Annotated in this window: 22 protein-coding genes and 1 pseudogene; 6 read left to right on the top strand and 17 right to left on the bottom strand. The window is 63.5% G+C overall.

Annotation, left to right across the window (positions count from 1 at the left end; translation table 11 throughout):
- Positions 1 to 32: 32 nt before the first annotated feature.
- From LQ788_RS03410 to LQ788_RS03400, 3 genes and pseudogenes are all read right to left on the bottom strand, one after another.
- Positions 33 to 1,523: an amidohydrolase gene (locus LQ788_RS03410; RefSeq protein WP_231445286.1), complete on the bottom strand. Its 1,491-nt coding sequence runs from the start codon at positions 1,521 to 1,523 to the stop codon at positions 33 to 35.
- 58 nt (positions 1,524 to 1,581) lie between these two features.
- The gene (locus LQ788_RS03405) at positions 1,582 to 2,394 is read right to left on the bottom strand and encodes a hypothetical protein (RefSeq protein ID WP_231445285.1); all 813 of its coding nucleotides are present in this window, start codon (positions 2,392 to 2,394) and stop codon (positions 1,582 to 1,584) included.
- 17 nt (positions 2,395 to 2,411) lie between these two features.
- Positions 2,412 to 3,140: pseudogene (locus LQ788_RS03400) on the bottom strand (DUF5058 family protein).
- Positions 3,141 to 3,278: 138 nt separating this feature from the next.
- On the opposite strand from LQ788_RS03400, the gene LQ788_RS03395 reads away from it, so the two are divergent.
- From LQ788_RS03395 to LQ788_RS03385, 3 genes are read left to right on the top strand one after another with little or no spacing between them, the layout of a single operon-like run.
- Positions 3,279 to 4,274 carry an Lrp/AsnC family transcriptional regulator gene (locus LQ788_RS03395; RefSeq protein WP_231445284.1) on the top strand — a complete coding sequence of 332 codons (996 nt, stop codon included), beginning with the start codon at positions 3,279 to 3,281 and terminating at the stop codon, positions 4,272 to 4,274.
- Between the two features lie 52 nt (positions 4,275 to 4,326).
- Positions 4,327 to 5,031, top strand: coding sequence for a DUF4166 domain-containing protein (locus tag LQ788_RS03390; RefSeq protein ID WP_231445283.1), 705 nt, complete (start codon positions 4,327 to 4,329; stop codon positions 5,029 to 5,031).
- A 1-nt stretch (position 5,032) separates the two neighbouring features.
- A complete protein-coding gene (locus tag LQ788_RS03385) occupies positions 5,033 to 5,896 on the top strand; it encodes an oxidoreductase (RefSeq protein WP_231445281.1) in 864 nt (287 codons plus the stop codon).
- 1 nt (position 5,897) lies between these two features.
- Here LQ788_RS03385 and LQ788_RS03380 read toward each other — a convergent pair whose 3' ends face one another.
- Complete coding sequence (locus tag LQ788_RS03380; protein WP_231445280.1) at positions 5,898 to 6,764, bottom strand: uroporphyrinogen-III synthase; 867 nt, start codon at positions 6,762 to 6,764, stop codon at positions 5,898 to 5,900.
- Between the two features lie 77 nt (positions 6,765 to 6,841).
- The gene (locus tag LQ788_RS03375; protein ID WP_231445279.1) at positions 6,842 to 7,330 is read right to left on the bottom strand and encodes a DUF2000 family protein; all 489 of its coding nucleotides are present in this window, start codon (positions 7,328 to 7,330) and stop codon (positions 6,842 to 6,844) included.
- A gap of 48 nt (positions 7,331 to 7,378) precedes the next feature.
- On the opposite strand from LQ788_RS03375, the gene LQ788_RS03370 reads away from it, so the two are divergent.
- Positions 7,379 to 8,155, top strand: coding sequence for a helix-turn-helix transcriptional regulator (locus LQ788_RS03370; RefSeq protein WP_231445278.1), 777 nt, complete (start codon positions 7,379 to 7,381; stop codon positions 8,153 to 8,155).
- A 63-nt stretch (positions 8,156 to 8,218) separates the two neighbouring features.
- Here LQ788_RS03370 and LQ788_RS03365 read toward each other — a convergent pair whose 3' ends face one another.
- From LQ788_RS03365 to LQ788_RS03315, 11 genes are all read right to left on the bottom strand, one after another.
- Positions 8,219 to 9,346, bottom strand: a complete 1,128-nt coding sequence (locus LQ788_RS03365) for an epoxide hydrolase family protein (RefSeq protein WP_231445277.1) — start codon at positions 9,344 to 9,346, stop codon at positions 8,219 to 8,221.
- Positions 9,347 to 9,453: 107 nt separating this feature from the next.
- On the bottom strand, positions 9,454 to 9,867 hold the full coding sequence (locus tag LQ788_RS03360; RefSeq protein WP_231445276.1) for a 2-keto-4-pentenoate hydratase: 414 nt from the start codon (positions 9,865 to 9,867) through the stop codon (positions 9,454 to 9,456).
- Positions 9,789 to 10,271, bottom strand: coding sequence for a hypothetical protein (locus tag LQ788_RS03355; protein WP_231445275.1), 483 nt, complete (start codon positions 10,269 to 10,271; stop codon positions 9,789 to 9,791). The genes LQ788_RS03360 and LQ788_RS03355 overlap by 79 nt, the downstream gene beginning before the upstream one ends.
- Positions 10,272 to 10,324: 53 nt before the next feature.
- Complete coding sequence (locus LQ788_RS03350; RefSeq protein ID WP_231445274.1) at positions 10,325 to 11,290, bottom strand: NADP-dependent oxidoreductase; 966 nt, start codon at positions 11,288 to 11,290, stop codon at positions 10,325 to 10,327.
- A 6-nt stretch (positions 11,291 to 11,296) separates the two neighbouring features.
- Entirely contained in the window at positions 11,297 to 12,280 is a 984-nt protein-coding gene (locus LQ788_RS03345) for an alpha/beta fold hydrolase (protein ID WP_231445273.1), read from the bottom strand.
- Positions 12,281 to 12,283: 3 nt separating this feature from the next.
- Complete coding sequence (locus LQ788_RS03340; protein ID WP_231445272.1) at positions 12,284 to 12,973, bottom strand: TetR/AcrR family transcriptional regulator; 690 nt, start codon at positions 12,971 to 12,973, stop codon at positions 12,284 to 12,286.
- A 52-nt stretch (positions 12,974 to 13,025) separates the two neighbouring features.
- A complete protein-coding gene (locus tag LQ788_RS03335; RefSeq protein ID WP_231445271.1) occupies positions 13,026 to 14,051 on the bottom strand; it encodes a phosphotransferase family protein in 1,026 nt (341 codons plus the stop codon).
- On the bottom strand, positions 14,048 to 15,271 hold the full coding sequence (locus tag LQ788_RS03330) for an acyl-CoA dehydrogenase family protein (protein ID WP_231445269.1): 1,224 nt from the start codon (positions 15,269 to 15,271) through the stop codon (positions 14,048 to 14,050). The genes LQ788_RS03335 and LQ788_RS03330 overlap by 4 nt, the downstream gene beginning before the upstream one ends.
- Before the next feature lie 81 nt (positions 15,272 to 15,352).
- Positions 15,353 to 16,354 (bottom strand): NADPH:quinone oxidoreductase family protein, encoded by a 1,002-nt coding sequence (locus LQ788_RS03325; RefSeq protein WP_231445267.1) that lies wholly within the window; start codon positions 16,352 to 16,354, stop codon positions 15,353 to 15,355.
- A 29-nt stretch (positions 16,355 to 16,383) separates the two neighbouring features.
- Positions 16,384 to 17,160 carry an SDR family oxidoreductase gene (locus tag LQ788_RS03320; RefSeq protein ID WP_231445265.1) on the bottom strand — a complete coding sequence of 259 codons (777 nt, stop codon included), beginning with the start codon at positions 17,158 to 17,160 and terminating at the stop codon, positions 16,384 to 16,386.
- Positions 17,161 to 17,177: 17 nt separating this feature from the next.
- Entirely contained in the window at positions 17,178 to 17,657 is a 480-nt protein-coding gene (locus LQ788_RS03315; RefSeq protein ID WP_231445263.1) for a MaoC family dehydratase, read from the bottom strand.
- A 179-nt stretch (positions 17,658 to 17,836) separates the two neighbouring features.
- Between LQ788_RS03315 and LQ788_RS03310 the strand changes: the two genes are divergently transcribed.
- Both LQ788_RS03310 and LQ788_RS03305 read left to right on the top strand, forming a co-directional pair.
- Complete coding sequence (locus tag LQ788_RS03310) at positions 17,837 to 18,796, top strand: phosphotriesterase family protein (protein WP_231445261.1); 960 nt, start codon at positions 17,837 to 17,839, stop codon at positions 18,794 to 18,796.
- A gap of 59 nt (positions 18,797 to 18,855) precedes the next feature.
- A complete protein-coding gene (locus tag LQ788_RS03305; RefSeq protein WP_231445259.1) occupies positions 18,856 to 20,253 on the top strand; it encodes an MFS transporter in 1,398 nt (465 codons plus the stop codon).
- 73 nt (positions 20,254 to 20,326) lie between these two features.
- Here LQ788_RS03305 and LQ788_RS03300 read toward each other — a convergent pair whose 3' ends face one another.
- Positions 20,327 to 21,121, bottom strand: coding sequence for an SDR family oxidoreductase (locus tag LQ788_RS03300; protein ID WP_231445257.1), 795 nt, complete (start codon positions 21,119 to 21,121; stop codon positions 20,327 to 20,329).
- Positions 21,122 to 21,152: the final 31 nt, after the last annotated feature.

The raw sequence follows: 21,152 nt of genomic DNA, 5'->3' as shown, positions 1-21,152 counted from the left end.
CCCCCGCGCGCTGCCTCTACTGCCTGACTCTCCTACTGCCCGGCCGAGCGACCGTCCTTACGCAGCGGCGGCGCCACGACGCCTTCAGGGATCGGCGGCAGGTACGGAGTCTTCGCCATGATCTGACCATGCTCACGTTGGGCCTCGGCCAAGAGTTGAGGATCGGTCGCGATCGCCGTCGCGGTGGCCGCCATGGACTTCGCTGCGTGGATCATGCCCTTGTGCGCGGACGGCAGCTTACCCTGAGCCACCGTCTGCCAGGCGTGGAACGGAGTACCCAAGGCTGCCGTGGACGAGCTGATCTGGACCGTGGGCACCACCCAACTCACATCGCCGACGTCGGTGGATCCGGTTCCCTGGTTACGTGGCATGTCCGGATGGAACGGGGCGATGTCGTCGTGGAGGGCACGCTGGTCTCCAACGTCCCAGCCGACCTTGCGCTTCGACTCGGCGATGGCACGATCATTCAGGCCCACGGCGAACCCGGCGGCCGCGGCCTGATCTGCGGCGTCGAAGGGCACCGGGCCCAGCTGGGTCAGCACACCGTTGAGTGCCTGCTCGAGTGCGTCGTTGGGCAGCACCTCGGCGCAGGCACCGTCGAACTCGATCTCCAGTTCTGTCTCGGTCATCAGCTCAGCGCCGCGGGCGATCTTGACCACGCGTTCGTAGAGTTCCTGCATCTGCCGGGTGTCCTCGGCGCGGACGACGTAGTAGACGCTGGCGTGGGCTTGGACGACGTTGGCGGACCTGCCGCCGGCATCGGTGATCGCGTAATGGACGCGAGCGCTGTCGGGCATGTGCTCGCGCAGGAAGTTCGTTCCCACATTGAGCAGTTCGACGGCGTCGAGGGCGGAGCGGCCCAGGTGCGGCATGGCGCCTGCGTGCGCGGCAATGCCGGTGAAGTGGAAGTAGACCTGTGAGTACGACAGTGTCAGGTGCTGCCTGGCGGTGGTCGTCGGGAACGGGTGCCAGGTGACGGCGGCGTCGACGTCATCGAAGGCACCGGACTGAACCATGAAGGTCTTGCCAGCGGCGGCCTCTTCGGCCGGGCAGCCGTAGTAGCGGACCTGGGCGTCAATGCCGGCGGCCTCAAAGTACTCGGCCGTGATGACCGCGGCCATCAGCGCACCGGAGCCGAGCAGATGGTGATGGCAGCCGTGCCCATCACCCGAGGTGTTCGCCGGATCCCGGGTGCGCTGAGGGTTGCCGGCCTCCTGACTGATGTCGGCCAGGGCATCGTATTCGCCGAGGAAGGCGATGATCGGTCCCGAGGTGCCGCGATGGGCACTGAACGCGGTCGGGATGCCTCCGACCGCCTCGGTGATGGTGAATCCGTGTGCCCGGGCAGCGGCCTGGTGCCTGTCCTGAGCGCGGTACTCCTCCCAGCGCATCTCGGGATCGTCCCAGATCGCATCCGCCATTGCGGTGAATTCAGGTGCTGCGGCATCGGCCCTCTCGACGAGGGCGTTCAGGTGTTCCGTCTCCAGTGATCGAGGCGGAGGTGTGGTGGGGTCTGCGGTCATGGTGGCGCCTTTCGCGGGGTGGGGTGGTGGCGTTGGCTTCAGTCTGGCCCGATCGATGTCAGTCCTGCTTGACCGCCTCAGCCCGCGGACTCGCCACCGACTGCGCACCCGAATCGGCGGCGTCGGCCGAGTCGGCTGCGTCGGCCGAGTCGGTCGCCTCGCCCGCCTCCGTCTTGGGTGCGGGCTTGACCATCAGCATCGCGATGACGGCGGTGAGGACGACGCCGAGGAACGGAGCGGCGTTGGCCAGGGCCGGTGCCAGCGGGGCCAGCCCGTAGATGACGACGATGCCGACGATGAGGGCGATGACGATGAGCTTGGGCTGTTTGCGGTTGCCGATCACGTTCTGCATCACGAAGGCCCCGAGGACAGCGGGAACCACGAAGGTGGTCACGGCACCGAGCACACCGGCGGGGATGACGGTGAGCAGCCACTGGCCGAAGATGCCGACGATGAGCATGAGTCCGATGACGTGGATGAGAGCGGCCGAGCAGATGGCCAGGGTCGCTGCGATCTGTGCCTGGGGCGTGCCCGGTTTGGCCTTGATGCTCTCCTGCGCGGTGACAGCTGCGGGGAGAAGTTTCGTAGAGATGTTGCCGATGAGGAAGGCCTGATACATCGCGCCGGGACCCAGGATCGGGAAGTACGAGATCGGTTCGATGACCCAGATGACGCCCATCACGGCAGCGATCGCCACGACACAGGTGACCAGGGTCATCGGTTCGATGGAGTAGCCTCCGAACGCGACGAGCATGATCGGGCCAGAGAGCATGGCGATCATGCCGGCGAGCATGGTGATCGGCCCCCACTTGGATGTCGTCTTATCGAAGCCGGCCATGGGATTTGTGATGGTGTTGGTACTTGCGTTCATGGTGTTCTCCCTGGGTCTCATGAGATGAAGTAGCCGACGGCGATGGCGACGATCATGGCCGCACCGAGTGCGAACTCGCGCAGCATGGGTTTGTTCAGCCACTGCGCGCCCAGCGTGAGCAAGAGCATCACGCCCGCCGAGGTGACGAAGACGATCGCGGCATCTGAGCTGGCCGCGAACTCCTTCAGTCCCAGAGTGAAGAAGGCACCCAGGAGTGCCGCGGTGGGCAGGAGCGCCCAACGGGCGGAGCGTTTGCGTGCGGTCTTCGTCGTTGTCCCCTCGCCCATGCCGCGTTTCATGATCGGGGTCATGATGAGGGTGACGACCATCCAGCCGCTGCCGCCGATTGCCAGGGCCAACAGCATGGTCACGAGCATGTTGCCGTCGACGTTGGGTTCGCCGAGTCCAGTGCCCATGACGCCGAGGGCGAGGTTGGCTGCGATGGTCTCGTAGGCAGCGCTGCCGATGAGTCCCAGGCGGGTGATCGTGCTGGGTGTGCCGAAGAGCGGAAGCAGGGCGAGTGCCACCAGGCACACGGCGACCGAAGGTCCGATTGCGGAGATCCCTCAGGCCCTGAAGGCTGTGTTCACCTCGGTCCCGCTCATGCCCACCTTGACCGCGGCAGACTTCGCTGCCCGCAGGTAGATCACGCTTTGGACGGCGATGATGACGAGGACGGCGATCGCACCGATCCACAGCAGCGGATGGCTAACCGTCTGAGCCAGAGTCGACGTGGTCTTCTCCATATGTTGTGCCTTTCGCGTCGCGTCGTTTCCCGTCGTTGGGTCAAACGATCTGCCAAGTGATGCTAGTCACGCAGTGTGCTCCGAACGCTAGATCGTGGAAAATCTGTGAGAATTGAGCATATTGTGATGGATTCTCTGATGTCAGACAGCGATGCCCGGCTGATTCACGCACTCCAGCTTGCTCCCAGAGCCACCTGGAGTGAGCTTTCACGGGTCCTGGCGCAGAGTCCTGTCGTCCTGGCTCGGCGTTATGAGCGCCTCCGTGCTGCCGGGGTGGTCAAGGTCATCGGTCACCCTTCTGGCTTCAACATCAGCCGCAATCTTGCCTTCGTCGAAATCGACTGCGAGCCCGGATCGCTGGCCGCGGTCACGGAGACCTTGGTGGAGCTTCCGATGGCGATGACCTTGGACGTGACGTCCTCGGGCACCTGCCTGATCGCCACGTTGATCGCGCCCGACGATGAGTCGCTCGCGACCGTTCTGCTCGACACTTTGCCGAGCCTGCCGGGCATCCGAGAGGTGCAGACACACATTGCCACCTCGACTCTGAAGACGGGCGACAACTGGAACCTCAGAGCCTTAGACGCCGAGGAGGTCGCCTTGCTGCCGGCCCCACGTCCCCCGCGGGCCAGGGCCGCACGAACCCTTGACCCGCAGTTTCGCAGTGAGTTGATGGCCAGGTTGGGCGAGGACGCCCGCAAACCCGCTGCTGCCCTGGCGCGTGAACTCGGTGTCAGCGAGCAGAAAGTCCATGATGCGATCGCTCGGCTCTTGCACACCAAGGAGTTCCTGCCGCGCGCAGATGTGACCAGTGCGTGGAGCGAATGGCCGGTCCACGTCTGGTACTTCGCCGACATTCCACCGCGCCAGCTGAGCACGGTTGCCACAGCACTGTCCGCGCATCCGGAGATCCGCTACGTCGGCACCTCTGCAGGGCCGGCCAACCTGGCCTTCGACGTGTGGCTGCGCAACTTGGGCGTCATGCACGTGTTCGAGGAGAGGATCACATCGCTGGCCCAGGCCGGAATCAAACTGCGCCGCCAGGTCATCCTGCGCACCCCCAAACGCGTGGGACACGTCCTCAACGATGCCGGTCGGTTCACGGACCGCTACATCGCACTCTCGGGACTGTGAACCTCAAACTCCCCGACCCGCCCAGCCCTGCGCGACGCATATACTCGCGGGCATGGAGCCTGAGACGAGATCGCCGTACGAGCGAGCCCTCGGCTCCCAATTGTCTGAACTGCATCCGGTGCTGCAACGCTACTTCGCAGCGATTCCCGCGGGCTCGGTCGGGATCGGTGAAGGCACCTTCGAACGCTTCGGCACCAAGCGTTGGTGGATGCGACCAGTGCTTGCGTGGTTGGCGCGCCGTCATGTGATCGTGCCCGGAATGCATCACAAGGTCCCGTTTCGGATCGAGAACCGCACCGTCGACAGCCAGCAGACCGCAGCCCGCACCCTGAAGCTGGAGTCGGGTACCTGGACGATGGTCGACGCGGTGTCCCTGTCCGAGTCCGGTCGCGTCGTCGATGTGCTGGGCCGACCAGCCCTGGTCGAAGCTGCCTTCGCTGTCGCTGCGGATGATGGTGGCTTGAGCCTGAGCAGTCGTGGCGTCACCGTGCGGTTGGGGTCGGTTCGTCTTCCTGTTCCGAAGGTGATTCGTCCGGCGATCGCTTTGAGTGAGCGCTATGTCGCCGAGGTGGCTCGTCAGTACGTACGACTCACCGTCGACGTCCCCGTCCTAGGGCGGGTGTATGAGTACAACGGGTCGTTCACCTATCGAATTGAACAGGAGCCGAGAAAGCGGAGACGCCCGGCCCGGCCTTGTTCGTGCGAAGTCCACTGCGTAGCCTCGGGTGATGGTGAAGTATCGGTGGACAGCAGCTGACATGCCCGCAATGGATGGCCGCACGGTGGTCGTGACCGGGGCCACCAGCGGTGTCGGAGCCGCCACCGCAACCGCGTTCTCACACGCAGGAGCCCACGTCGTTCTGGCAGTCCGTGACACGCAACGTGGCCAGAATGCGGCTTGCGCCATGGGCGGAAGCACCGAGGTCAGAGAACTCGATCTCGCCGATCTGTCCTCGATCAGATCGTTCGCGCAGTCGTGGAACGACCGACTCGATATTCTGATCAACAATGCAGGAGTCGCCGGGCACCGAGGCGCTCAGACCAAGGATGGTTTCGACCTCCAGTTCGGCACCAACCATCTGGGCCATTTCGCACTGACCAATCTCCTCCTGCCGCACGTCACCGATCGGGTGGTGACCGTGGCATCCGGTGCGCACAAAGCAGGTGAGATCCATTTCGACGACTTGACCTTGAACAAACGCAGATACGGATTTGCAGAGGCATATGGCCAATCCAAGCTGGCCAATCTGCTGTTCGTCCTCGAACTCCAGCGTCGCCTGCGCGGGGCCGATTCGAGTGTTCGTTCTTTGGCCTCACATCCCGGCTACTCGGCGACGAGTCTGGGCACTCAAGGCCAGCACAAGGCGCTCGTCGCCGCAGCCAATCTCGCCGGACGGCTCTTCGCCCAAACCAGCGAACACGGGGCCTTGCCCACATTGTTCGCTGCGACCCACGACCTCCCTGGTGCCAGCTACATCGGTCCGGATGGTCGCGGGGAGTTGCGCGGCTCCCCCACTTTGGTGGGGCGATCAGCCAAAGCCAGCGATCTCACCACCTCCCGCCGACTGTGGGAGGTCTCCGAGCGGCTCACCGGCGTCAGCTTCGGATTCGATACGGACTGATTCACCCGCGATTCTCATCCCCCGCCTGTTTCCGGGCGGTGAGTTCGGCCACCAGTGCGCGCACCAGGGCACCAAGGCGGAACCTCTCGGGGATCAACGGCTCGATTCCGTGCTCCACCAGTGGTACCGCCGTGACGTTGCCGACCACCGCGGCGAGCACACCGTTCTTGTCGGTGAACGCGGCGACGACCTCAGGAAGTAACCCCTGATCACGAGCGGCGTCCAAGAAGGCAGTGACCCCGGGCGCCGAGGTGAAGGCCACGGCATCGCAGCGACGATCCGCGACGAGGCCGACGGCGTCCGCCACGGCGTCCGGATCGGGTGCGGGACCCCATCGGTAGACCACCAGTGAGCTGACCTCGGCACCGGCTGCGGCGAAGGCGTCGTCTAAGCCGTCGGCGCCAGCACCGTGGTGCTGCACTGCGATCCGAAGTCCGTGCACGCCCTGTTCGAGGAGGACCTGCTGGATCTCGGAGTTGGTTTCAGATTCGGCCACCCAGGCCGGTGTCAGCCCAGCGGCTTGGATCGCGCCGCGCGCCTTGGGACCGCGGGCAATGATCCGGGCCCCGGCGATCATGGCGTGCCACTGTTCGCTCAGACCCTCTGCCTCAGCGACTTCAGCCCAGCCGTTGAAACCGACTCCGGTGGTCACGATGACGACGTCGGGCTGTTCATCGATGAGCGCACGGGTGCGTGCAACGAGTTCGGGGTCATCGACGTTCGGGATGACCGAGAGTGTGGGTGCGTGCACGATCTCCGCGCCGTGGCGTTCGAGGGCAGTGGCGAACTGCTCGGCCTTCCGCTGAGCAGTCAGGACCACACGGCATCCGGACAGCTGGCCGCTCAGTTCGCTTCGAGACTCATCCATGGACACATCCTTGCGCCCATAGGCAACAACGGCAACTCACACATCAAGGCGAGCGCCACGGATGTCCGCTCAATTCCTCACCCATGCATCCGCGCGCCTTTCACCACCCGATCGACCGCGTTCTTCGGCCCCCGCAAAGCGATCCCCACCAGGTTGAGATCCTCAGCAGCGACCGATGCCACGGCCTCACGGTTGGCCGCATCGTGTCCGGTCGAGAACAGTTCCTGCGTATAGACCGCCAGCGGAATCCCGCGGCCGAGCGCCTTCTCCCGAGCCTTCGCCAGCAGCGCTCCATCGGCCGTCATGACGAGGACCGGTTGGCGCAGCATCGGCAGATAGTCATTGCCGTCACCGTCGCGGTAGTTCTCCCCCACCAAACCCGGCTCGCCGGTGGCAATGCCGCTAGTCAGGAACGCCGTGACGTTGAGTTCCTGCCAGGGAAGCAGGTCATCGCGGAGGACCACGACGACCTTCGTATCGAATCGGACCACCTCGGCGCCGGTTGCTCCGACTGCATCGGTGGACGTGCCTGCATCTGTCTCTGCTGCGTTCGCGTTTTCGTGCATGCTCCCACTCTGTCCGGTTTCCACAGGTGGGTCTTGTACGTTTGTGACATGGCAGATGTGATCCACGCGTGGCACCCGAATGTACCCCTGGTACAGGAGGTCCTCCACGCACGGTTCAAGCATCATGCCTACCCGTCCCACACTCATGATTCGTGGACGGTCCTGCTCGTCGATCAGGGCACTGTCACCTACGATCTGGACCGGCACGAGCATCAGACGACGAACTCGACGGTGACGCTGCTGCCGCCGCAGGTGCCCCACGATGGTCGCTCGGCGACTCCCGATGTTCCATTTCGCAAACGCGTGCTTTACCTCGAACCCGAATGGCTGCCCCTGGGCGCCGTCGAGGCGGCGGCGGAGACACCGATGCTCTTCGATCCGAATGTCACCACGACCGTCGACCAGATCCATGCCGCGTTGACTGACCCGGCCGATGTCCTCGCCGCCGAGTGCGGAGTCCTCGCCCTGCGCGACCTCGTCCAGCCGCACTTGAAGTCACCGGTCGACACTGCTTCTGACACCCCTCTGGCCCGTCGTCTGCGTCACCTGCTCGATGATCGCCTGGAAGAGACCTTCACCATCGCCGAGGCGGCCGCTGACTTGGGTGCCCACCGCAGTCACTTGGTTCGGGTGTTCACCCAGACCTACGGGATCGCCCCGCATCAGTACGTCATCGGCCGCCGCGTCGACCGCGCCCGCAGGCTGCTCCTTTCGGGACACTCCCCCGCCGAGGCGGCCGCCCAGTCCGGTTTCCATGACCAGTCCCATCTCACCCGGCATTTCCGCCGGACCTTGGGAACGACCCCGGGTGTCTTCGCAGCGTAAGGCTCGGTAACAGCGCAGGAAAAGCGTAGCCCCGCATCGCTCATTCGAATAACCTCATGAGGCTCATGAAAGCATTTCGGCAAAGGCCCGAATGTCCTGAGCCAACAGATCCGGCGCCTGTAGGGACGCGAAATGTCCACCGCGCTCGTACTCGGTCCAACGGATGATCGTGTGAGAGCGCTCGGCCAGCGAACGAACGGATGAGTCGCCGGGGAATTTCGCCACCGCTGTGGGAACGCCGGAGTTGGCACCGGCTGCGAATGCGTCCCCTGCTTCCTTGTACAGTCTCGCTGATGACCCAGCCGTGCCCGTCAGCCAGGTGGTCGTAACGTCGGTGAGGATCGCATCCCACTCAATAGGAGTCTGCACCGAGGCCTCAGGGTCGTAGTCGACGAACCATTCCAGGTCCCAGGCGAGAAGCCCGGCCGGTGAATCGTTGAGCGCATGGGCCAGCGTCTGCGGCCTCGTGGACTGGATTGCGGCGTATCCGCTGCGTTCCTCCCACCCAGATGCCGCAGCGTAGACAACCCCTTGTTCTTCTTCACTGAGCCCTTCGAGCGGGTCCTCTGCCGTCCAATCAATAGCTGACAGGGTGATCAGCCCATTGGTGTGCACACCGCGCACATGATCAGCGTCGACTCTCCCGATCTCAGGTCCGAGAAGTGATCCGAAATCACCGCCTTGAACGAGGTAGTTCGTGTACCCGAGGCTGCGCATCAGTTCCGCCATCATTCGCGCGGTCCTCTTCATGTCCCATCCCGACTCAGTGGTTGGGCCAGAGAAGCCGAACCCCGGCAGCGATGGCGCCACAACATCGAAGGCAAGGCCGTCCTCAGGGTCGGTCAGCCGAGGTAGAAGAGGCAGGAAGTCAGCAACCGTACTGGGCCATCCGTGCAGCAGAAGTAACGGAATGGCGTTGGTGGCTTCGGCGCGAGCATGCAGGAAGTGCAGCTTCTGCCCGTCGATGACGGTGGTGAACTGGGGGACGCTATTGAGGCGAGTTTCGTGGGTTCGCCAGTCGTATTCGGTGCGCCAGTATTCGACCATGTCTCGCAGATAATCGCCGTTGACCCCATGCGACCAGCCGACGCCAGGGAGCTGGTCCGTCCACCGAGTTCGAGCCAGACGATCGTTGAGTTCATCGAGTTCGGATTGGTCGACATTGCTCTGAAAAGGCTGCGCTTCAGACATAGAAACAGCATGGCAGACGGGTGTGACACGGGCTGTCTACATACTTGCCCGTCAAACTGCGTCATCTGCTTGATAGAAGCCGGGAAGAGACCTTCACTCTCACCAGTTCAGTCAACAAACGCGCAGCTAACGACTCCCAGATCGTCAAACCTCGCCGACACCGAATCCCCCGGTTCCACAGGAATGGGTTCGCTGCACGTGCCCGTAGTGATGTAGTCCCCTGCCTCCAGACCGATGTCGACGGCGGAGAGTTCATTGACCAGCCAGGTCAGTGCGGCGGCTGGGTCACCGAGAACGTTTCTACCAACGCCCTCAATGGTTCGGGACCCGGATGGGCCATCGACGTCGGCCGTCATCGACACCTCAGCCAGATCGCGCGAGGACCAAGTCTCCTTCGCCGCCGGTCCCAGCACGAATCGGTGGCCGCAGGCGTTGTCGGCGATCATCTGCAGTGCACCGGCGGTGGTGACATCGGTGAAGCGGGAACTTGGCAGTTCGATGCCGAAGTGCAGTGCGGCCACCGCCTCCACAACCTCGTCGAGGGTGTAAGGTTTGGGCGCGGAGGCAGCGCCGTGCCGAGGACGAACACGAACTCCGGCTCGGCCAGACACATCGAGTTGCCGCTCAGCGACACGGCCTCCCCATCGCCTTGGACGCGGTCGGCGAGCACGCGACCGCCCAGCGGACCGTCGACGTTGATGTGCCGTTGCCCGGCTTCACTCGTCGCCGCGATCTTCCACCCACGGGTGGGCTGCCCTTCCAACTCGGCATAGCGGGTCTGCATCGCGTAGGCCTCTGCCCGAGTCGCAGGAACAGCCTCAGCCGGAAGCGCATCGATCACCGCCCCCTGCAGACCCACCTGGTGCACAGCGGTGGCACCGCGTTCGATCTTCTCCGTCGAAGACATCGCACTCACATCCGTCATGGAATCAGTCTGGCATGGTGCGATCGAACCGTGGAGGTGTGATCGTCAAGCGGTCACAGCGTCAGCACAGTCTTCGGCAGGTGACCGTCGTCCATCTGCCGATGAACCTCCACAACGTCTTCGAGCGGGACTGTGGCCGGAGCGGGCACATGAAGATCCCCGTTCTCGATGAGCTCAGCCACGTATTCGAGCGCGACATGATCCGGTTCGACGATGACGTTCGTCCAGCGAACACCTACCTGCGTGGCCGCTGCGTCGAGGCCCTGCTGCTGTCCCGAGGGCACTCCGACGACGATCCCGTCCGGCTTGGTCAGTGGAACTGCGCGGAGGGCGAACTCCCCACCGATGAGGTCGATGACGACGTCGACATCGTGAATCGGACCGCCGCCGAGGTTGGGGTCGTCGAATTCTTCGATCGCATAGTCGATCACCCGGTTCACACCGAGAGACTCGAGATGCTTCAGCTTCTCCCCAGTTGCGTGACCGATGACAATCGCGCCGAGCTTCTTCGCCATCTGCACAACATAGGTGCCGACGGTGCCGCCACCTCCGAGGACGAGAACGCTCTGACCGCTGCGCACATCCGCGGCTTCGTGCACGATCTGGTACGCCGTCGTGGCAGGCAGAGGGATCGACGCGGCAGTCGCAGAATCCAGAGAATCGGGAATGCGCACGAGGTGGCGAGACGGTGAGGTCACAAATTCGGCATACCCGTTGGCCGGGTACGGAAAACGGGGCATCCCGAAGACACGGTCACCGACAGAGAAACGGTTCACCCCATTACCCAAGGCGGAGACCTCGCCTGCGATATCCCATCCGACCGTGATGGGGAAAGCGCCCATGAGCTTTGCCACGGACGCACCTCCACGGGTCTTTCCGTCGACCGGGTTGACTCCCACATGGCTGACGCGCACCTGAACCTCGGTGGGAATGGGTTCGGGTATCGGTGCGTCCTCGATCAAAGTGAGGACTTCCGGGCAGCCGAATTCGTTCTGGACTACCGCGCGCATCGTGCTCATCTCTCCTCAGTTCGGCTTCGAGTCGTCTCGTTCGTTGTCCTCCGCGTGCTCCCGCACCCAGTCAAGAACCGTGCCCGCAATATCCTCAGCCCGCGATTCCGGGAGCCAATGCGAAGCCCCTTCAAGAGGGACGAACCGGTACGGGCCTTCGACATAGCTGGCGCTGAGCTCCGCCGAACCTCGGGTGAAGGCAACATCGTCGCTGCCCCACACGAAACTCGTCGGAACGGTGATCGGAGTACTCTCCACCCGCTCGCGTCCGTCCGCCGCCTGGTAGTACTTCAGCACCGACTCCATCGCGCCGGGCTCACTCAGCCGCGATACGTAGGAGGCGGCGATATCCGGAGGAACGTCGCTGTCGTAGAGAGTGATGAGCCGCTCTCCGTCATTGCGCAGCAGAGTGCGGGCAACACCGTCCGGATGGTCCTGGATCGCGCGCATGTAGCCCATACGCTCGTACTGATCCGGGTCCGCCCGCACCTGCTTGGCATGGGCGATCGGGTGGGCCGTTGACACGACATTGCAGGTCAGCAGACGCTCGGGATGGTTCGCGGCGAAATGCCAGGCAACCATCCCACCCCAGTCATGGCCGACCAGATGGAACCGGTCGAGCCCCGCAGCACGAGTCACCGAGTCGAGGTCGGACACCAGGTGCGCCATCGTGTACTCGTCCACCGAATCGGGTCGGACCCCAGGCGAATATCCGCGTTGGTCATAGGCGAACACGCTCATCCCGTGCTCGAGGAGTATCGCCGCTGTCTGCTCCCAACAGGACGCGAACTCGGGCCAACCGTGGAGCAGAACTGCATCTCCGAGCTGCGGATCCGGATGAGCAGGCCTCGCCTGAAACCCTGCGAACTCTCCAGCTGAGGTACTCACCGTCAGTGCCCGCGCCTCAGCGACGAACGGCAGCTCGGCCAGTCGCCCCGCCACCGATGCGTTATCGAACTGGTCACCGGCATTCAGCTCAGACGTCGTTGTCGATGCCATCGTTCAGTCTCCTCGGCGAGAGCCATCGGCCGGGATGCCCAGCGCATTGACCCACAGCTTCGTTGCGGTCTCCGCAAGGAGGTCATCCGAGCCCCAGCCTGGCTGCTTCAGTGCGTACTTGTAATACGCCATGCGCCCGACCATCAGCGACAATGCGCTGGCAGACATCACCGGGTCAAGACTCGGATCAGCATAGCCCTCGTCCTGGAGCTTCTTCACCCATTTGCAGTTTCTCTTGGCGAAGGCCTGCCCTCGATCCAGGCGCAGCTGCCTGAACTCCGGATCAACAGCGGCGACCTGCTCAAGCAGGAGCATCAGTTTGGCATTGCGCTTATATGCCTTGATATAGGCACGGTTACCGGCATCGAGTGACTCGATGACGCTGCGATTCTCGTGGTGCTCCTGCGGCGGACCGGGGTGGAGCATATCTTCTTGAGCCTCATGCAGAACTGCGGCGAGAGCCTCTTCTTTGCTGTCGAAGTACGTGTAGAAGGTGCCGGTGGAGCACTGGGCTTCCTTCGTGATGTCCGTCAGCCGCGAATCGATGAACCCATCGCGTTCGAAGACAGTGCGAGCCGCAGCCACGAGAGAGGCCCGAGTCCTGAGTCCGCGCGGGGTCGATGGAAGATCACGCCTCGGTGCGGCATCACCCAGTACGGGCAGTTCTTTACCCTGTTCTTCGGTCTTCGACATGATCAGCCCATCATACAATCCGCCGACACACCGAGGGTGTTCACCGACCCCGTCATGACGCCAACCCGTTCTCCCTGGCGACGTCCCAACCGTGGTCGACCATCGCTTGGATGTTCTCCGCGGTGAGAGTGGCTCCGGCGGCGTTCTCCGGATTGTCGAGGACCCTGCGATAGACGCCCTCGGCGATGATGGCGACTTTCCACACGCCCAGCACATGCCAGAAGCCCAGCGCCTGCCCGCTGCGTCCCGAAGCCCGCAGGTACTCCGCAGCCATCTCCGCTCGCGTGGGAAAGCCGTCCAAAGTGGAGGCGGTGAACATTCCGCCCGGCATCTCACCGGACTGAGTCCAATACGCCAGCGCGCTGCCCATATCGGCCAGAGGATCACCCAGAGTCGAGAGCTCCCAATCCAGAACAGCACGGATCTCGCCCGTGCTGTCGTCGATGATGACATTGCGGACGTGGAAGTCACCATGGACCAGCGCGATCTCATCCGGTGCTGGAACGTGCTCGCGCAGCAGATCGGTCAGCGCATCAAGGTCAGGCCGATCCTGAGTTCGGCTCTCCTCCAGTTGTCTGCTCCACCGTTTGAGCTGCCTCGGCGCGTAGGGCTTCCGCGAAGCCAGGCCGCCCAGCCCCACAGCATCGATATCGACGGCATGGATCTGGGCAAGCGTGCGAGCGAGGTTGAGGCCGAGACTGCGTCGCACCTTCGGATCCAGTGAACGCGCAGTCTCCTCATCGTCGATGACAGTGCCCTCGACATGCGTCATGAGGAAGACCGGAACGTCGGCAACAGCCTCGTCGGTGCATACACCGATCGTGGTGGGCACGGGCACTCCCGTTCCCTGCAGCGCCCCCATGATCTGGTGCTCGCGTTCGACGTCATGCGCCGAGGCGAGAAGCTTTCCCAACGGTGGCCTGCGCGCAATCCAGGACTGCCCGGACTCGTCATCGATGCGGTACGTGAGGTTCGACTGCCCCTGTCCGACCCGAGTCCCTGTGAGGTCACCGACGACGGTCTCCCCCGCACTCCGCATCCAGACGGCGAGCGCAGTCAGGTTGAGCTCGACGCTCATCCGGCCTCCCGAGCGGTCTTTCGCCGACGCAGCTCCCGTCGGGCGATCGAGCGCTTGTGCACCTCGTCGGGTCCGTCGGCCAGTCGCAGTGTGCGCAGGTGGGCGTAGAAGCCGGCCAGCGGGAAGTCGTCGGTGACACCGCCGCCGCCGTGGACCTGGATGGCTCGGTCGACGATCTTCAGCGCCATCTCGGGTGCCTTGACCTTGATGGCCGCGATCTCCGTCGCCGCTTCCCTATTGCCCACGGTGTCCATCATCCATGCCGCTTTGAGCACGAGGAGGCGGGTGGCTTCGATCTCGATGCGCGCCTCGGCGATCCACTCTTGGATGTTGGCGCGCTCGGCGACGGGCTGCCCGAAGGTCACCCGCTGCTGGGCCCGGTCGATGAGCAGGTCGAGGGAACGTTCTGCCATACCGATCGACCGCATGCAGTGGTGGATGCGTCCGGGGCCCAGTCGCGCCTGGCTGATGGCGAAGCCTTCGCCTTCGCCGGAGAGCAGCGCGGACTTGGGCACCCGCACGTCTTCGAAGAGGATTTCGGCGTGACCTTCGCGGTCCATGTACCCGAACACAGGCAGTCCGCGGACAATCGTGATTCCCGGAGTGTCCTTGGGTACGACCAGCATCGACTGCTGGCGGTGGGTCTCGGCGCTCGGGTCGGTCTTGCCCATGACGATGAAGACCTTGCAGTTGGCGTGAAGCGCATTCGAGGCGAACCACTTCCGACCGTTGAGCACGTAGTCGTCACCGTCGGAGGCGATGCTCATTTCGATGTTCGTCGCATCGGAACTGGCCACGGCCGGCTCTGTCATGCAGAAGGCTGAGGCGATCTCTCCCGCCAACAGCGGCTTGAGCCACTTCTCCTTGTGCTCGTCGGTCCCGAAGAGGGTGAGCACTTCCATGTTTCCCGTATCCGGGGCGTTGCAGTTGATGGCCTCAGGTGCGATCTCCGGGCTTCGGCCCGTGATCTCGGCGAGGTGGGCGTACTGCACGTTCGTCAGTCCCGCACCCCATCCCTCGTAGGGCAGGAACAGGTTCCACAGCCCTTGGCTCTTCGCCTCCCGTTTGAGGTCCTCGAGGATCGGCGGGTGGAAGTTCGGATCCCCGGCCTCCGCTCGCTGCTGGTGGTAGACCGACTCTGCCGGGTAAACGAATTCGTCCATGAAGGCGTTGAGCTTGTCCTGGTATTCGCGGGTCTTCTCGTCAGGTGCGAAGTCCATGGTTCCTGCTTTCTCATCAGTTCTGATCGGTAGAGCGAAATGTTTCGGTACAGCGAAATTTCTCGGTTCTGCGAAAGACGCTCACCTCGCCGAGGCGGCTGGATCGTTCTCGTCTCCGTTGACGTCGAGGAGCACTTTGCCTCGAACCGAGCGGGAGTCGATGATCTCGAGTGCTTTCCCTGCCTCCTGCATCGGCAGAACAGCGTGGATGCTCGGGTTGAGGATCCCCGCTGACAGGTGCGGCCACAGCGACTCCCACTGCTGAGCCACCATCTCGGGCCGGCCGGCCAACGCGGCACCCCAGCCCACGCCTGCCACGGAGATGTTGTTCAGCAACAGTCGATTGACCTTCACTTCAGGAATCTGGCCCGCAGTGAAGCCGAGCACGAGGAGCGTGCCGAACGTCGTCAGGCACCTCAGGGAATCGGTGAACCGGTCCCCTCCAACGGGGTCTGCGACGAGGTCGACCCCGTGCGGGAAGATCTCTTTGACTTGCGTCTTGAATCCCTCGGCGAAGACCACATGCTGAGCGCCGAGGTTGGTCACCGTTTCCGCCTTCTCCTCAGTCGAGACGACGGCGACGACCTCGGCTCCGTAGGCGAGCGCGACCTGGACCAGAGCACTGCCGAGACCGCCGGCAGCACCGTGAATGAGGACGCTCTGCCCTGCCTCAAGGTTTCCTCGTACACGCAGTGCGAAGTCGGCCGTGAGCAGGTTCATCGGCATTCCCGCCCCGGCTTTAAGAGACACAGTCTCCGGCAGGGGCAGGACACTTGCGGCGGGGACTGCCATGACCTCGGCGTAGCCTCCGGTGCCGGCGACGCCGAGGACACGGTCACCGACAGCGAAGTCGGTGACTCCTTCTCCCACTTCGCGTACCGTTCCCGCAACCTCGGACCCCATGGTGTAGGGCAGGGGCGGCTGCATCTGATACTGCCCGCGGGATTGCAGAAGTTCGGGGAATGTCACGCCTGCGTAGGCGACGTCGATGAGTACCGTGCCCGGTTCGGCCGTGGGTGCGTCGACGTCGGCGAGGCCGAGGGCGCTGGGCCCGTCGGTGGCGTTGAGCTGTACTGCCTTCATGATGTCTAGCCTTTCTTGTTCACGTCGTCTTAGAGGCCTGTTGATGCGACGACTCCGCCGTCGACGACGATGGTTTCGCCGACCACGTAGTCTCCGGCGCGTGAGGCGAGGTAGGTTGCGGCCCCGGCCATGTCTTCGGGTGAGCCGATGCGTCCTGCGGGGACACGCTTTTGGATTTCATCCCCGTGGTCGCGGGCGTCCTTGTTCATCCGTGAGGGGAAGGCTCCGGGGGCGATTGCGCTGACGATGACCCCGTCCGGGGCGAGTTGGGCGGCAAGTCGTTTGGTCAAGTGAATGACTCCGGCCTTGCTCGCGTGGTAGCTGTACGTCTCGTTCGGGTTCGTCCGGATGCCGTCGATGGAGGCGATGTTGATGACCTTGGCCAGATGGTCTCCACCGGCAGCGGCTGCACGCAGTTTGGGGGCGAGTTTCTGGGTGAGGAAGAACAGTGCCTTGAGGTTGAGGTCCATGACCTTGTCCCAGCCGTGTTCCGGGAACTCGTCGAAGGGTGCGCCCCAGGCGGCTCCGGCGTTGTTGACGAGGATGTCCAGGCTCGACTCCTGCTCACGCAGTCGCGAGACGACGGCGTCGAGTCCCTCCGGGGTGGAGATGTCGCCGGGGATGGAGGTGCAGGTCCCCTGTTCAGACATCTCAGCTGCCGCCGCGTCGCATTCCTCGGCCTTGCGGGCGGTGATGTAGACGCGCACGCCGAGTTGGACGAATCCTTCTGCGATCATTCGACCGATGCCGCGCGAACCGCCGGTGATGAGAGCGCTGCGTCCGTCGAGGCTGAATAGTGTTGTCATGTTCATGGCATTCATCCTCAGACCTCGGCTCCATGCTCGGTGAAGAAGCCGATCGATTCGGCCACGCACACGGGTTTGTCGATGCCTTCGGCTTCGAAGACCTGAGTCGTCGTGATCTGCGCGGAACCGGTCTTCTTTCGCTCCACCTCGGTGACGGTGGCGAGCATGCGAACACGTGAGCCCACTGGTCGGGGGTTGGGGAAGCGAACCTTCCCGTACCCGTAGTTGAGGCTGTGAGCGAAACCGTCGAAGGCCATCAGCTCCTCCATGAAGGCCGGACCGAGGGAGAGCGTGAACAAGCCGTGGCCGATAGTTCCGGCAAACGGTCCTGCCGCTGCCCGCTCCTCGTCGACGTGGATCCACTGGTGATCATTCGTCAGATCGGCGAAGGCGTTGATGTCGTCTTGGACCAGCACATGCCAGCCGGTCGGTCCGAGCTCTTGGCCGACGAGCGCCTCGAGGTCGGCGATCGAGGTGGGGCGAATGGGGCTTGTCATGGTCTGCCTTTCGGTGGGTGCGGCGCAGTGCAGGCGAGTGCAGATTGAACGATCACACATGCGCACTTGAAATTGAGTTCATATTCGATAACGTAAGAGTAGCCGTGTGAGCCGCATCACTTCAAGTGGCAGTGGCATCTGGTGCACGGTCGAGCCACGTATGCGAAGGAGCAGCACCCATGGCACAAGTGCAGACTGTCACCGGCCCCATCGACAGCAGCAGCCTCGGCAGAACCCTCGTCCACGAGCACATCTTCATCGTCAACGAGGAGATGCGGCAGAACTACGACATGGGATGGGACGAGGAGGAGAAGATCGCCGACGCCGTGGCCAAGCTCAACGATCTCAAGGCCGCAGGCATCGACACGATCTTCGACCCCACCGTCGTCGGGCTCGGACGCTACATCCCCCGAGTTCAGAAGGTGGCGGAGCAGATTGATCTCAACGTCGTGGTGGCCACGGGGCTCTACACTTTCAACGATCTGCCGCATAAATTCGATTACCACGGCCCAGGGCTGCTCATCGACGAGCCGGAGCCGCTCGTCGGCCTCTTCGTCTCCGATATCGAGAACGGCATCGCAGACACAGGAGTCAAGGCGGCGTTCCTCAAGTGCGCCATAGAAACACCCGGCCTCACCCCTGGAGTCGAGCGCACGATGCGCGCCGTCGGCCAGGCGAGCGTCCAGACCGGTGTGCCCATCACGGTCCATACGAACCCGAGCACCGAATCGGGCCTGGTGGCACAGAGAGTCCTCAAGGAGGAGGGCGCGGATCTGAGCAGAGTGGTCATCGGGCACTCCGGGGATTCGACCGATATCGACTACCTGATGACGATCGCGGACAACGGATCCTTCCTGGGGATGGACCGCTTCGGAATCGATGCCTATCTCCCGACCGAGCAGCGCGTGGAGACAATCGTCGAACTCGTCCGCCGCGGATATGCCGAGAAGATCACTCTCGCTCATGACGCATCGTGCTATATCGACTACTTCACGCAGGAGGAGAAGGAGACAGCGCAGCCCAACTGGCATTTCCGTCACATCCCGGACGAGGTCATTCCGACTCTGCTCGAACGCGGTGTGAGCGAGGACGACATCGACACGATGCTGGTGAAGAACCCGCGCCGCTATTTCGAATGACATCACTGCCACAACAGACATCACCCACGTAGCAGTCTTCAACGAACAAAGGACGCCGCATGCCCCCAAACTCCACCGCCAGCCTCAGTCGCAGAGACTCAAAGGTCCACGCTGGAAAGCACGGACGACTCCGCGCGGCCGGACTCGTCGGCTCATCGATCGAATGGTATGACTTCTTCCTCTACGGCACCGCTGCCGCACTCGTCTTCCCTCATGTGTTCTTTCCTGACGCGGAAGGCATCAACGGCGTACTCCTGTCGTTCTCAACCTTTGCCACAGGCTTCATCGCCCGACCGATCGGCGGCCTGCTGGCCGGCAACTACGGCGACAAGCTCGGCCGCAAACCCATGGTCGTCATCTCCCTGCTGGGAATGGCGATCTTCACGTTCGCCATCGGCTGCCTGCCGTCGACCGGGAGCATCGGCCTCATCGCACCGATCCTGCTCGTGACCTGCCGGTTCATCCAGGGCGTCGCCTGTGGAGCACAGTGGGGTGGCCTTGCGCTGCTTCTCAGCGAGTCGGCAGGACCCAAACACCGGGCGTTCTCTGGTTCCTTCATGCAGGTGGGAGTCCCCTGCGGTGCCTTGCTGGGCAATCTCGTCTTCGTCATCGTCTCCACGTCCATCAGCCATGAAGCCTTCGTCTCCTGGGGTTGGCGGGTCCCGTTCTGGGCCACCGCGCTTCTCGTGCCGGTCGTCATGTACATCCAGCTCAAGATCGAAGACTCCCCCGAGTTCGAAGCACTCAAGCAAGAAGTCTCGGAAGCCTCGGCGAACAGACCCGCTGTCGTGCGAGCACCGCTGTGGCAGGCAGTGAAGTCGAACTGGAAGACGATCCTGCTCGCCTCCGGCACACTATCGGCCACGAACTGCGTCTTCTACATCACGATCGCCGGCGCCCTGTCCTACGGCACGACCTACCTCGGCATGGATTACAACAGCATGCTCATTGCGGCCATGCTCTCCACCGTCGTCGCGATCCCGGTGACTCTGCTCGGCGGCAGGTTGGCCGATCGGATCGGCCGTCGACCGGTCATCATCTTCGGCGGAGTCGGGATCCTTATCTGGGCGTTTCCCTACTTCGCTCTCATCAACGCAGCGAACATGGCCATGTTCACGATGGCGGTCAGCGTTGCCGCCATATTCCAGTCACTCGTCTATGCTCCGGTCGCCTCGTACTTCGGGGAGCTGTTCGCACCGCAGATCCGCTTCTCCTCGGTGTCCCTGGCCTATCAGCTCAATGCGATCATCGTGTCGGGCTCGACGCCCATCGTGATGACCTGGCTGATCGCGAAGATGGATGGCTCGACCGTGGGCATCGCCCTCTTCGTCTGCGCCACGGCAGTCATCACCATCGGCTGCGCCATTGCCCTGAGAGAGACCAACCCCAAGGAGGTCAGGCAGTCCCCGACGGCCGTTCCCGGCGAGCATCTGCACGCCAACAGCATCGGAGACTGAGCACCCAGACACAGCTTGAGCGGCAGGGACAGATCCCTGCCGCTCAATCATTTCCGCAGTGGCCTTCAGCTCATCAGTTCCCCTGCAGCTTCGCTTGGTAGCGGCGCATGCCGCGGATCCAGCGCTCGTAGTCCGAGCCCTTCATGCGGTACATGTCGAGAACCTCGGGGTGGGGCAGGATGAGGAAGGTCTCAGCTTCGATGGCGGCCATCACGGTCGTGGCGACGTCGTCCGGTTCGAGGACATTGCCCGCCTCGGCGACTGCCCGCTGTCCAGTCAGGGCATCTCCGGTGACCGCGTCGGGATCCTCGCCCCACAGGATCTTCGTGTTCACGCCCATGGGCGCGAGCACGGATACACGCAGCCCCTCGTCGCCGTAGGTCACGGACAGCCATTCTGCGAAGGCGAGCGCCGCGTGCTTGGTCACCGAGTATCCCGCTTGTCCGATCTGAGTGAGCAGTCCCGCCGCCGAGGCGGTGGCGACGAAATATCCTTCCCGACGAGCCGTCCACTGAGGTACCAGGCGTTCGGCTGCGCGGATGTGGGCGCGCAGATTGACGTCGAGGATCCGGTCCCAGTCGCCGTCGCCGCCGAGTCCGGTGGCGCCGCCGATCCCGGCGTTGGCGAAGTAGAGATCGACCTGGCGCAGTTCGCGCTCGGCGGTATCGACCAAGTCGGTCACGCCGTCTGCCGAGGAGACATCCCCGGTCCAGTGCGCCTGCCCCAGCTTGCCTGCTGTGTCTGCGACCGCCTCGTCCAGGTCGGCGAGGAGCACTCGCGCACCACGTTCGTGCAGGGCAGCGGCGATTGCGGCGCCGATCCCTCCGGCGGCCCCGGTGACTACTGCGTTTCGTCCTTTGAGCTCCATCGTCTCCCTCTCTGCAAAGTGACCTCACCTC

The sequence above is a fragment of the Brevibacterium zhoupengii genome, from assembly GCF_021117425.1.
In the GTDB taxonomy this organism is placed as follows: Bacteria; Actinomycetota; Actinomycetes; order Actinomycetales; family Brevibacteriaceae; genus Brevibacterium; species Brevibacterium zhoupengii.
This window is presented reverse-complemented; position numbering and strand designations above follow the sequence as displayed.